This window comes from Oceanibaculum pacificum (genome assembly GCF_001618175.1).
GTDB classification, from domain to species: domain Bacteria; phylum Pseudomonadota; class Alphaproteobacteria; order Oceanibaculales; family Oceanibaculaceae; genus Oceanibaculum; species Oceanibaculum pacificum.
In genome coordinates this window covers 23,781-35,730 of the sequence record NZ_LPXN01000138.1, presented here as the reverse complement: position 1 = coordinate 35,730, position 11,950 = coordinate 23,781, and the positions used below count along the sequence as shown (strand labels likewise).

Here is an 11,950-nt window from a genome sequence, read left to right as displayed (position 1 = left end):
CGTTTACCAGCGGCGGAAAATCACACTCGCATTGACCCCACCAAAGCCGAAGCCGTTGGATATTGCGTACGCCATCGCCATCGGTCGGGATTGGCGCGCGACGAAATCAATGCCGTCACCGGCGGGGTCCGGCGTCGTGAGATTAAGTGTCGGCGGCGCCACCTGATCCCTGAGCGCGAGTATGGCGAAGATTGCTTCCAGCCCGCCTGCGGCCCCAAGCAGATGTCCCGTGGCCGACTTCGTGCTGGTTACGGCGATGGAGCGGCTCGTGCCGAACACACTCTTGATTGCCTCCATCTCGCCCTTGTCGCCAATCTGCGTGGATGTGGCGTGAGCGTTGAGGTGCCTGATCTCTCCGGAATAAATGCCCGCCTGGGCGATGGCGATTTCCATCGCGCGCCGCGCGCCGTTGCCGTCCTCCGGCCCGGAGGTGATGTGGTGTGCATCGGCCGTCGTGCCATAACCGACTATTTCGGCAATCGGCGTCGCGCCGCGTGCAAGCGCGTGGTCAAGCGCCTCGATCACCAGGATGCCGGCGCCTTCGCCCATGACGAAGCCATCGCGCTCCCTGTCGAAAGGTCGGGAGGCCTGCGTCGGGGTGTCGTTGAAGCCGGTAGAAAGCGCGCGCGCCGCCGCGAAACCACCAAGGCTGACATCATTTATGCAGGCTTCCGTTCCGCCGCATACAGCAACATCGGCTTCCTCGTTACGTATGAGCCGCGCCGCGTCGCCAATCGCCTGAACGCCCGCAGCACAAGCCGTCACCGGTGCCCCGAGAGGCCCTTTGAGGCCATGACGGATTGAGACCTGACCAGCGGCGAGGTTCACGAGAAAGGACGGGATGGTGAACGGGGACAATCGCCGCGCGCCACGCTGATCGACCGTGCGGACGGCTTCGGACATGGCCGGGAACCCGCCGACACCCGACGCGATGATCGTCGCTGCGCGCAGCCGGCCTTCTTCTGAAGCCGCCGTCCATCCAGCCTGGGCCAGCGCCTCGTCTGCCGCGGCGAGCGCGAATAGGATAAAGCGATCGACCTTGCGCTGTCCCTTCGGGTCGAGCACGCCATCAGGATCGAACCCCGCCTCCGCATCGTCTTCCCGTGAGGGTACGATGCCTGCGATCTTTGCCGGCAGATCTCCGACCACTTCGTCTGACAGCCTGCGTATACCGGAGCGTCCTGCCAACAGCCGGCCCCAGGAGGCCTCCACACCTGTCCCAAGAGGGCTCACCGCCCCCATGCCTGTCACCACAATACGCCGCATCTTTTTCAGACTTTCATTCCGTATAAACAGCGCCTTATGCGCCACGGCGCGCCACCGTCGCGCTTAGTCCGCAAGCACGTCGCGGACGCCGGCGAGTATTTCGTCCGACAACGCCGGGTCGTCGACGGCGCGCGCCAGGATGAGCGCGCCCACCGCCGCCGACAGCAGATGGATCGCATTCTGACGCGCGGGCCGGTCCTTGCGCGCGGAATCGTCCCAGGCGAACCGCTCCGTCATATCGGCAATCATCCGCGCGACCTGCTCGGTGAAGGGGGCGCGGCTGGCCTCGCCACGCGCGACCTCCGGGCCGAGGGCGGCAATGGCGCAGCCGGCGCCGGGCCGGTCGCGATGCGCCACACTCAGATACCGGTCGAGGAATGCCTGCTTCGGATCGCCGGCATCGGTCCGCATGCGCGCGCTCGACTGCTCGAAGGCACGGACCAGCGCCGCGCCGGCCAGCGCGTCCTTCGAAGGGAAATGCGCGTAGAAAGCGCCATGGGTCAGGCCGGCCGCCTGCATGATTTCCGCCACGCCAGCCCCGGCAAACCCGCGCTCGCGGAACAGGCGGGCGGCCTCGGTTAGAATCTTCTCATGCTTCTCGGCGGTTTCCTCGACGGAATAGCGCATTCTTCTGGCCTTCCAAAATTGCGATTGACGGTGCTTTTGCTGTCTTGACTTTAAATATGATGACCATCATGTATGTTCAAGTATGACAGTCATCATATTTAATTTTACACGCTGCCACCACTGGTTCGGCTAGCGTTTTGGCAGGAGCTATCCCATGAAAATCGCAGGATCGACCGCGCTGGTAACCGGCGCGAACCGGGGCCTCGGCCTCGCCTTCACCCGCGCCTTGCTGGCCGCCGGCGTGACGAAAATTTACGCCGGCGCGCGCAATCCGGCATCGATCACCCTGCCCGGCGTCGTATCGCTGAAGCTGGATGTCACCCGCGAGGAAGACATCGCCGCCGCCGCACAGGCGGCCGGCGATGTGACGCTGATCGTGAACAATGCCGGCATCGCCCTGCCCGGACCCTTCCTGGGCGAGGGGGCCATTGAGGCGGCGCGCGAGCAGTTCGAGGTGAATTTCTTCGGTCCGTTGCGCATCGCACGCGCCTTCGCGCCGGTGCTGAAGCGCAATGGCGGCGGGGCTATGCTGAACGTGCTGTCGGTCGGCAGCTGGATCAACGGGCCGATGCTGGCCACCTATGGCGCGTCGAAATCGGCCGCCTGGGCCCTGACCAACGGCCTACGCATCGAGTTGCAGGAACAGGGCACCCAGGTCATCGGGCTGCATGCCGGCTTCATCGACACCGACCTGACCCGCGACATCACGGCGGCGAAGAGCACGCCCCAGGCCATCGTGCAGGCGGCGCTGGAAGCGCTGGAGCGCGGCGAGCAGCAGGTGCTGGCCGACGAAATCAGCCGCCAGGTGCATGCCGGACTGTCGGCCGCCCGCCCGATCTATCTGGAAAACGGCGCGGCGCTACGCCCCTGATCGCCCCGCCATGGCAGGAGAGTTCCGTGTCCACGCTCAATGCTAACGACATTCCCGCCGACATCCCGGCACAGCGAAAGCTGACCGGCGGCGTGCTGACGCTGCTGGCCGGCCTGGCGGCCATCGGCGCGCTGTCCACCAACATCACCCTCCCCTCCTTCCCGTCGATGGCGGCCGAGTTCGGCGTTTCGGCCCGGGATATGGGGCTCACGCTGTCCAGCTTCTTCGTCGCCTTCGCCATCGGCCAGCTGCTCGTCGGGCCGCTCTCCGACCGGTATGGCAGGAAGAAGCTGGTGCTGGGCGGGCTGATCGTCTTTCTGGCCGGCACCGCCCTATGCGCCGCCGCCGACACGCTGGAGACGATGATCATCGGTCGGGTGGTGCAGGCGCTCGGCGTCTGCGCCGCGTCCGTTCTGTCACGCGCCATCGCCCGCGATCTGTTCGACGGCGACGCGCTGAGCCGCGCCCTGTCGCTGACCATGATCGCGATGGCGGCGGCGCCCGGCTTCTCGCCGCTGCTGGGCAGCACGATGGACGCCACGCTCGGGTGGCGTTCGACCTTCCTGCTGGTCGGCCTCAGCGGCGGCGCGCTCGTCCTGTACTACCTGTTCGGCATGGGGGAAACCCACCCGGCCGACCGTCGCGCCGCCCATACGGCGCGAACGGTCGCCGTGGCCTATGGGCGGCTGGCGACGGACCGGCGCTTCATCATGCCAGCGCTGGCCGTCAGCCTGATCGTCGGCGGCCTCTACGCCTTCTTCGGCGCGGCGCCGGCCATCCTGATCGGCCTGATTGGGCTGTCGCCTGTACAACTGGGCCTGTTCTTCGCCGCTACGGTCTTTATCGTCTTCGGGGCCGGCCTGCTGGCGCCGCGCCTGGCGCATCGCTGGGAAGCGACGAAAGTGGCGACGGCTGGCATCGCCATCGCCCTGGCCGGCGGGGCGATCTTGCTGGCCGGCGGCGGCACGCCAAGCCTGCCCCTGTTCACCGCCGCCATCGTGGTGTTTCTGTTCGGCATGGGGCTGGTCAACCCGCTGGGCACCGCCATCGCCCTGCAACCCTTCGGCAAGCAGGCCGGACTCGCCTCAGCCCTGCTCGGCTTCCTGCAGATGGCCTGTGCCGCGTTGGCGACGGCCTTGAGCACCGCCCTGCCCTACGATTCCTGGACCGCACTCGGCGTCATCCTCACCGTTACCGCTGCCATTGCCCTGCTCCTGTTCGCCGGCATCGTCTTGCGGGGCAGCCGATGATGGTGATGTACGCTTCCTCATAACGCTCGCGCCCGGCCGGCTATGTCACGCCAAATCTCTGGCGGTAGGTGGCGGGGCCGACGCCCGTGATGCGCTGGAACACCTTGCGGAAGGCAGCGGGGTCGGAATAGCCGACCTGCCAGGCGATCTGCTCAACCGGCTGATTGGTCGCCTCAAGCTGTTCACGGGCCTTGGCGATGCGAACCTCCTGCGCGTATTCAGTCGGCCGCAGGCCTGTCGCCTTCCTGAACCGGCGCAACAGGGTGCGTTGCTCCAATCCGCTGATTGTGGACAGTTCGGCCAGGTCATAGGTCTGGGCGCGCGTGGCGTGAAGATGATGCTGGGCGCGCAGAATCGCGGCATCGCCATGGTCGAAGCGCGGAATAAACTGCGCGAAGGGGCGTTGCTGCCGGCCGGGCGGTTCGATCAGCAGAAATCGCGCCGTCGCAAGCATCGTGCTTGGTCCCATGAGCTTTTCCACCAGGGTCAGGCCGAGATCGGTCCAGGCGAGAATGCCGCCCGCCGTCATGATGTCGCCATCGTCGATCACCATGCGTTCGACCGCGACCTCGACATCGGGGAAACGGTCGGCCAGCGCATGGGCGAACGCCCAATGGGTCGTGGCCCGTCGCCCGTTGATCAACCCGGTCTCGGCGAGCACGAAGGCGCCGGCGCAAATCGCGCAAAGCGTCGCGCCGGCGCGATGCCGGCCCGCCAGCCACGCCGCCGGCGCCTGCATCGACGGCATCTTGTCGGGCATGATGATGCTGGGCGGGACGATCACATGCGACAGGCTATGACCGTCGCCGGGATGGCTGTCCCAGATGCATTCCATGCGTGGTTCGGGGCCTGTTTCGGGGCCGCTTTTCCAATGGGTAACCCGGATGGCGGGGCGTGGGCCGCCCTCCAGCGGCAAGGCCCATTCACCGGCAATGCGGAAAAGATCCGTAAGCCCGTAGACCGCCGCCAATTGCGCGCCGGGATAGATCAGCAGGCCGATCTCCGCGACGATCTTGATATCGGACCTAATTGTCATTTTTGCCCCGATGATTGTCGATTTCGCCACGTGTACTCTGCCGCGACAGGGCTCATCTTGTCCATATGGACGGTCGGTATGGCGCCGGCCCGCGAGACGAAAGGATACGGCAATGAGCACGATCACAACCAGCGACGGCACCCACATCTATTTCAAGGATTGGGGCCCCAAGGACGCGCAACCCATCGTCTTCCACCATGGCTGGCCCCTCAGCGCGGATGACTGGGACAACCAGATGCTGTTCTTCCGCGCGAAGGGCTATCGGGTCATCGCCCATGATCGTCGCGGCCATGGACGCTCCGACCAGACCGATACCGGCAACGACATGGACACCTACGCCGCCGATGTCGCCGAGCTGACCCGCGCGCTCGATCTGCGCAACGCCGTCCATGTCGGGCATTCGACCGGCGGCGGCGAGGTGACGCGCTATGTCGCCCGGGCCGAGGCGGGGCGCGTGGCCAAGGCGGTGCTGATCGGCGCGGTGCCCCCGATCATGCTGCAGACCGAGGCCAATCCCGAGGGCCTGCCGATGTCGGTTTTCGATGGGTTCCGGGCGGCGCTGGTCGCCAACCGCGCGCAATTCTTCATCGATGTGCCGGCCGGCCCCTTCTACGGCTTCAACCGCAAGGGCGCCACCGTCAGCCAGGGGTTGATCGACAATTGGTGGCGCCAGGGCATGATGGGCGGCGCAAAGGCCCATTATGACTGTATCGCAGCCTTCTCGGAGACCGATTTCACCGAGGATCTGAAGGCCATCACGGTGCCGGTTCTCCTGCTGCACGGGACCGACGATCAGGTCGTGCCGATCGCGGATTCCGCGCACAAGGCGATCAAGCTGCTGCGCAACGGCACGCTCAAGACCTATGAGGGGCTGTCACACGGCGTCTTTGCAACCCACCCTGATCTGGTGAATGCCGACCTTCTGGCCTTCATCGAGGGCTAAATTCCGGGAAGGGCGTGGGCGCGTCATGTGCCCACGCCACCCTCCGCCATCGGCTGGGATATTTTCTGAGATCGCCCCATGGGCGATCAGCCGCCGCCCCCCGCGCGAATCTTACAGGCTGCGCACCCGGTCCACCGCCAGCAGACCGCGCAGGGTACGGGACAGGGCGTCGATGCCGATGGTCGCCAGCACGGTCAGCAGCAGCAGAAAGATCGCCCGGTCGGCGCGAATCTCGGCGATGGCGTTGTCGATGTAGAAACCCAGCGTCGCCACGCCCTGCAAACCGACGATGGGGGATTCGCGCATGATGATCTCCCAGCGATAGAAGCACAGCGCCAGGAAATTCCCATAGAGGCGCGGCACCATCTCCCAGGCATAGAAATTGAGGCCGTGCGGCGCGTCCGGTCGCAGGGCGGCATACAGCCCCTCCGACTGGCGGCCCAGCAGATGCGCGATGATCGCCCCATTGTGCAGCCCCAGCGCCAGCACCGCCGGCAGCATGGAGGGGCCAAAAATCTGCAGCAGGATATAGGCCAGCATATATTCCGGCGTGGAGCGCCCGACCACCAGCCCGAGATGGCCGAAAAGACTGCCGAACCGGCCGGCCAGCTGCGGCACGATCAGCGGAAAGCCAACCAGCGCGACGATCCCGGCCAGCAATTCGCTTGAGGATCGGTGATAACTTGCCCAGCGCAACCAGGCACAAGAGCCCGTTCTTCAGGAGTCAGCGACTTCAACGAGCCGATGCTGAAACGGCTACTCGGCACGCTGAAAGTAGGCCCGTGGCGAGACGCCCAAGGAGCGCTTGAACATGGCGGTGAAGGCGACTGGATTGTCGTAGCCGAGATCCAGGGCGACAATATCTCTACTGTCCGGCAATGCGCCGCCATGCCCCGGATCGCCAAAGGGTCGAGATACAGATTGCGCATCTTCACCGCACCCAGCATCCATCGTCGGCGCCCTGCCGTTCATGCTGATCCTGCTTATGTGGGCCTGACCGCGAGGATGTCCTTCAGCATCGTCATCGGGGGCGTGTCGCCATTAGCTAAGAAGCAAATTCATTAGAATTATTTAAATTTTTTAATAATAAAAAATATACATAAAACAATATTTATTACATAATAATATATATTTCTAATCTGTAAACAAATTCACGCCGCCGAACGAATATTAACACTTTTTTAGTTGCCAATTCAAAGTGATGACGTTTTCATTTGCCGCCATGAGTTAAAGAATCCGTTTGGCGCGAAGCTTTCCGATTTTTCAGACGCCTTGACTGAAGAAGTCTCTGGTGACGGCCAAGGAATGGTCTGCTTGCCGGAGAAGATGGGTTTCAGGCGCGGCGCAGTCGCACGCATAGAAAGACGCGGGCTTTTTGCTGAGGAGATTAAGAGAGTGGCTGATTCAGCAGCAGTTGGGTCAAGCGGCATCGATTACATCGATTCCCTGATATATGGCCGGAAATGGGACGGCACAGCGCTCACCTATGCCTTTCCCGACACTGCCGCCAATGTTGGCTATGACCTTGATGACGAGTCTGACTTCACAGCGCTGAGCGGCGGTGAGCAGACCGCCTTCGAGGCGATCCTGCAGCAGTGGGCCAGGGTTTCGGGCCTCACCTTCACGCAGGTGGCTGCCGCCGACGCGGCGACCGCCGACATCTCGGTCTACTGGTATCGGTCGCCGGATAATCTGACGGCGCGGGTTGTGGGATTCCCGGATAATTCGGTCGAGGCCGGCGATATCCAGCTGGGCAGCGGGATCAATGGCGGCCAGCTGGGGACTGCCGGTAGCTATTCCCATTTCATCGCGATGCATGAGATCGGCCATGCGCTGGGGCTGAAGCATCCGCACGAGGCGATCAACGGCTTCCCAGGCGATTCGGGGGTGCCCGTCGAACTGTCGGTGATGAGCTATGTCAGCTACACCGGCGGGTCGCTGGGAGCCTATTCGATTGCCGACGGCAGCTACCCGACCGGTCCGATGATGAACGACATCGCGGCGATCCAGTATCTCTACGGCGTCAACACCAACGCGCTGACCGCCAATCTCGGCGATACCACCTACACCTTTGATCCCACAGCCTCGGTCATCTTCCAGGCGCGCTGGGATGGCGGCGGCTACGATACCTTCAATTTCGCCAGCTATGCGACCAACCTCTCGGTCGATCTGCGGCCCGGCCAGTGGACCGATCTGGGTGGCCAGTACGCCACGCTGGAGACGCTGGATGCCAACGTCCTGCCGCTGGGCAACATCGCCATCCCTTATCTGCATGATGGCAGCGCGGCCCATCTGATCGAGGCCGCCTATGGCGGCAGCGGCAACGATCTGATTGTCGGCAATGAGGCGAACAATCTGCTGCGCGGCAATGGCGGCAATGACACGCTGCGGGGCGGGGCCGGGACCGACACGCTGGTCGGCAGCGCGGGCCAGGACACCTTCGATTTCAGCGATGGCGTGGCGAGCAGCAATACGGTCAGCGACTTCACTGCCGACGATTCCATCGTGCTGCGCGACGCCGTTGTCGGCGGGATTGTGCGCGGCGACGATGGTGCCGCACTGGCACAAGGCGAGGCCGGCTTCGCCTGGAACGGCGTCTATAACGTGCTGTATGTCGGGTTGGACGCGACGGCGGGTTCCGACCTGCAGATCGTGCTGGCGAACAGCACCGTCTTCGATAATCTCAGCCTGTCCGGCAATACGATTTCCTTCATCGCCGACACCGTAGCCCCGGTGTTCGAGAGCGGCAGCGGCCCGGCGGACAATGCGGTCAGCGTCGCCCGGGACGCGACCCCGACCCTGACCTTCAACGAAGAGGTGCTGGCGGGCACCGGCGACTTCATCATCTACAACGTCACCGACCAGACGGTGTTCAAGACTATTGCCGCCAACTCGGCCGCCGTAAGCGGCTGGGGCAGCTATCAGATCACCATCGATATCGACCCGGACGGGCTGACGCCGCTGCCCTATGGCGCGGAGATCGCGATCCACTGGGATGAATCGGCGGTGCGCGACCTGGCCGGCAATCCCCTGGCGGAGAACAGCAGTGACACGCTGTACAGCTTCACCGCCAATGTCCGGCCGACCGCCACCGCGTCGGCGGCAGATGTCGCCCATACGGCGGCCGGGCAGACCAGCTACAGCTTCGCCGTCACCTACAGCGATGCCGACGGCACCATCGATGGCGACTCCATCGACACAAACGACGTCACCGTCACAGCACCCGACACCAGCACCCTGACGGTGACCGGCGTCAGCTGGAATGCGGGCAGCAATACCGCGACCTATACCGTAGCCGTGCCCGGTGGCAATGGCTGGGAGGAAGCGCTGGAGGGCGCCTACACGGTCAGCCTGGTAGAGGACGAGGTAACCGACAATCACGGTGACGGCGTGGCCGCAGCGGCGGATGCCGACAGCTTTACCGTGGACCTGACGGTGCCGCCAACGGATCCGGACCCAGATCCGGATCCGGGCCCCTCGCTGCCGCCCTCGACCGATACCAGCGTAGGCGGGATGGATGTCGCCACCCGCTACAGCATCGATTCCAGCGGCCGACAGATCGAAACCGTGACCATCACCCCGAATGGCGGCCAGCAGACGACTCAGGGCGTGCCGCTGATCGGTCCCGCGAACAATCCGGTGCTGTCCGGTAATCTGCCCTCGACGGTATCCATCACCGTGACCGGGCCGAGTGCGACCGTCGCCAATTCGGCACTGGGCGGCGGCCTGCTGGCGGAGGTGCCGTCCGGCATCGTGCTGCCGCAGGGTGCCTCACTGCCGGTGCTCTCGACGGTCAATCCCGATGCGCCGGCCGAGGGCCTGATGCGCGTCATCACCCTGACGCCGTCCGGTACGGGCGATCCTGGCCCCATCATCATCGAGGGGTCGCCGGACAGCGGCCAGGCCAGCGCCATCGTGCTGGATGCGCGCGGCCTGCCATCGGGAACGGTCATCCAGCTGAACAATGTCGATATCGCCATCATCTCCGGCGAAGTCGTGATCAACGGCGGGGCGGGCTCCACCATCGTGCTGGGCGATGCCGGCAACCAGAACATCGTGCTGGGCGAGGGCAATGATCACCTGAATGGCGGTGCGGGCAACGACACCATCGGCTCGGCCACCGGCAGCGACACACTGCTGGGCGGCGATGGCGACGATTCCGTGTTCGGTGGCATGAACGCTGATTCAGTGATGGGGGCCGAGGGCGACGATATCCTGCGCGGCGGCAAGGGCCATGACAGTCTGGATGGCGGCGCCGGCGACGATATCCTGTATTCCGGTTTCGGCAACGACACGCTGACCGGCGGGGAGGGGGCGGACCTGTTCGTGCTGCGCGGCTACGATGCCAATTTCGCCGGCGCAGCGCTGACGGCGACAATCACCGATTTCGAGCAGGGAACCGATTTGCTGGCGGTGGAGAACGCCAGCCTGGCGGAACTGGAGACGGCGATCGCCAGCCAGACCGCCACCGAGGCCGGCGTCATCATCCAGGTCGCCGGGGCCAGCCTCACCTTCCTCGGCGTCGCCGCCCTCACCGAGGCCGATATCGACCAGGCATTCTACGTCTAACGCCTGACTGTCCAACGGCTTAACCTGCCATGGCGGTGGTGAATTTCAGGAGCCGTCACGATGCTCGTGCAGTTGCCCCCCGCCACACCTATGCAGCCGTTAGATAATCGTAGGCGGACAGGGCGTGGCATTTCACGACGTGGATGAACTCCTCGATCGGCACATGCTCATCGACGCTGCCCATGCCGCGCGGCGCCGGGCCATAGACGATGGCCGGCACTTCCTTGTAGCGCCACAGCCGTGCGTCGGTGCCGCCCAGGCTGATGACCGGCACCGGATCGACGCCTGAAACCAGCATGGCGTTGGCGCGCACGATGCGGGCCATCTCGGTATCCGGGTCGGTCCATGCGGGCGGGTTATAGACCAGCGTCTTGTAGGTGACCTGCGGATAGGCCTCCAGGATGCGCGCCACTTCCTTGTGAATGTCCTCATCGGTCAGCCCGTTGGGCACCCGGATATCGACCTGGAAGGTGCAGTCGGCAGCGACCATGTTCACCTTCACGCCGCCGCTGATGGTGCCGGGATTGACCGTGACGCGGCGCACGATGCGCGCTGCCCCGTCGCCGAACTCGTGGTCGATCACCGAGGAGGCATCGCGGATCAGCGCCTCCAGATTGCCGAGGTCCGCCGGCTCCATGTCGCTGAGATCTTCCAGCTGGGTGATGATGCCGACGGCGATCTTGGTCGCGCTGGGGCTGGCATGGGTATAGGCGCCATGCGCGCCGGCGGTCTTCACCGTGAATTCCAGCCAAAGCGGTCCCTTCTCGCCAAAACGCAGGGAGCCCATGCCGCTCGGCTCGCCATTCAGGCAGCAATCGCCGAACACTTCAGGATGATGATCGGCGAGATAGCGGGCACCCCACGGGCCGAAGGTCTCCTCGTCCGAGACCGCGACCAGGGTCAGCTTGCCCTTCAGCTTCTCGCGCAGCCGGTTGAGATAGATGTAGGTGAAAAGGGAGGCGGTGGTGCCGCACTTCATGTCGGCGGCGCCGCGGCCATAGACCTTGCCGTCCTCCACGTCGCCACTCCATTGATCGCGGTCGCCGGGCACCGGCTCCTGCTCCGGGAACACGTCGATATGGCCGTTCAGCGCCAGATGCCGGCCGGGCGATCCGCCTTCGAAGCTGGCGACAATGTTCGGCATTACCTTGTTCGGGTCGATCACCCTGTAGTCCAGCCCGTTCCCGGTCAGCGCCTCCATCACATGGGCGGCGGCCTCCAGCGTGTCACCGGGCGGATTCGGACTGCGGCGGCGGATGAATTCGCACAGGAAGGCGACCAGCTTGTCGCGGTCGGCCTCGATCCAGTCGAGAAGCTGCTGCTTGTCGTCGCCGGTGGAAGCGGACATGGGAATACCTTTCCGATAGAGCGGATATGACGAGAAAGTC

The 11,950-nt window shown here is 64.4% G+C and carries 10 protein-coding genes; 4 read left to right on the top strand and 6 right to left on the bottom strand.

The window, feature by feature from the left end:
* Window positions 1–3 precede the first annotated feature (3 nt).
* Together fabF and AUP43_RS14620 are read right to left on the bottom strand one after the other, a co-directional pair.
* Complete coding sequence (gene fabF / locus AUP43_RS14625; RefSeq protein WP_067558634.1) at window positions 4–1,311, bottom strand: beta-ketoacyl-ACP synthase II; 1,308 nt, start codon at window positions 1,309–1,311, stop codon at window positions 4–6.
* An 18-nt stretch (window positions 1,312–1,329) separates the two neighbouring features.
* Complete coding sequence (locus tag AUP43_RS14620) at window positions 1,330–1,893, bottom strand: TetR/AcrR family transcriptional regulator (RefSeq protein WP_067558633.1); 564 nt, start codon at window positions 1,891–1,893, stop codon at window positions 1,330–1,332.
* 154 nt (window positions 1,894–2,047) lie between these two features.
* On the opposite strand from AUP43_RS14620, the gene AUP43_RS14615 reads away from it, so the two are divergent.
* Window positions 2,048–2,764, top strand: a complete 717-nt coding sequence (locus AUP43_RS14615; RefSeq protein ID WP_067558630.1) for an SDR family oxidoreductase — start codon at window positions 2,048–2,050, stop codon at window positions 2,762–2,764.
* A 26-nt stretch (window positions 2,765–2,790) separates the two neighbouring features.
* Window positions 2,791–4,014, top strand: coding sequence for a multidrug effflux MFS transporter (locus AUP43_RS14610; protein WP_067558628.1), 1,224 nt, complete (start codon window positions 2,791–2,793; stop codon window positions 4,012–4,014).
* Between the two features lie 40 nt (window positions 4,015–4,054).
* Here AUP43_RS14610 and AUP43_RS14605 read toward each other — a convergent pair whose 3' ends face one another.
* On the bottom strand, window positions 4,055–5,176 hold the full coding sequence (locus AUP43_RS14605; protein WP_232315190.1) for a GlxA family transcriptional regulator: 1,122 nt from the start codon (window positions 5,174–5,176) through the stop codon (window positions 4,055–4,057).
* On the opposite strand from AUP43_RS14605, the gene AUP43_RS14600 reads away from it, so the two are divergent.
* Window positions 5,163–5,993, top strand: a complete 831-nt coding sequence (locus tag AUP43_RS14600) for an alpha/beta fold hydrolase (protein WP_067558622.1) — start codon at window positions 5,163–5,165, stop codon at window positions 5,991–5,993. The two genes, AUP43_RS14605 and AUP43_RS14600, sit on opposite strands and share 14 nt — an antisense overlap.
* A gap of 111 nt (window positions 5,994–6,104) precedes the next feature.
* Here AUP43_RS14600 and AUP43_RS14595 read toward each other — a convergent pair whose 3' ends face one another.
* Window positions 6,105–6,653 (bottom strand): PhnE/PtxC family ABC transporter permease, encoded by a 549-nt coding sequence (locus AUP43_RS14595; protein ID WP_067558618.1) that lies wholly within the window; start codon window positions 6,651–6,653, stop codon window positions 6,105–6,107.
* Between the two features lie 96 nt (window positions 6,654–6,749).
* Entirely contained in the window at window positions 6,750–6,965 is a 216-nt protein-coding gene (locus AUP43_RS19480; protein WP_232315189.1) for a helix-turn-helix domain-containing protein, read from the bottom strand.
* A gap of 423 nt (window positions 6,966–7,388) precedes the next feature.
* Here AUP43_RS19480 and AUP43_RS14590 point away from each other — a divergent pair, with 423 nt between their 5' ends.
* Window positions 7,389–10,562, top strand: coding sequence for a M10 family metallopeptidase C-terminal domain-containing protein (locus tag AUP43_RS14590; protein WP_067558615.1), 3,174 nt, complete (start codon window positions 7,389–7,391; stop codon window positions 10,560–10,562).
* An 88-nt stretch (window positions 10,563–10,650) separates the two neighbouring features.
* On the opposite strand, the gene AUP43_RS14585 is transcribed toward AUP43_RS14590, so the two are convergent.
* Complete coding sequence (locus tag AUP43_RS14585; protein ID WP_067558612.1) at window positions 10,651–11,910, bottom strand: M20/M25/M40 family metallo-hydrolase; 1,260 nt, start codon at window positions 11,908–11,910, stop codon at window positions 10,651–10,653.
* Window positions 11,911–11,950 lie beyond the last annotated feature (40 nt).

Bases quoted from the DNA above. Each gene is read 5' to 3' on its own strand.
- AUP43_RS14620 (WP_067558633.1), bottom strand. From the start codon at position 1,893: ATGCGCTATTCCGTCGAGGAAACCGCCGAGAAGCATGAGAAGATTCTA.
- AUP43_RS14615 (WP_067558630.1), top strand. From the start codon at position 2,048: ATGAAAATCGCAGGATCGACCGCGCTGGTAACCGGCGCGAACCGGGGC.
- AUP43_RS14600 (WP_067558622.1), top strand. From the start codon at position 5,163: ATGAGCACGATCACAACCAGCGACGGCACCCACATCTATTTCAAGGAT.
- AUP43_RS19480 (WP_232315189.1), bottom strand. From the start codon at position 6,965: ATGAACGGCAGGGCGCCGACGATGGATGCTGGGTGCGGTGAAGATGCG.
- AUP43_RS14585 (WP_067558612.1), bottom strand. From the start codon at position 11,910: ATGTCCGCTTCCACCGGCGACGACAAGCAGCAGCTTCTCGACTGGATC.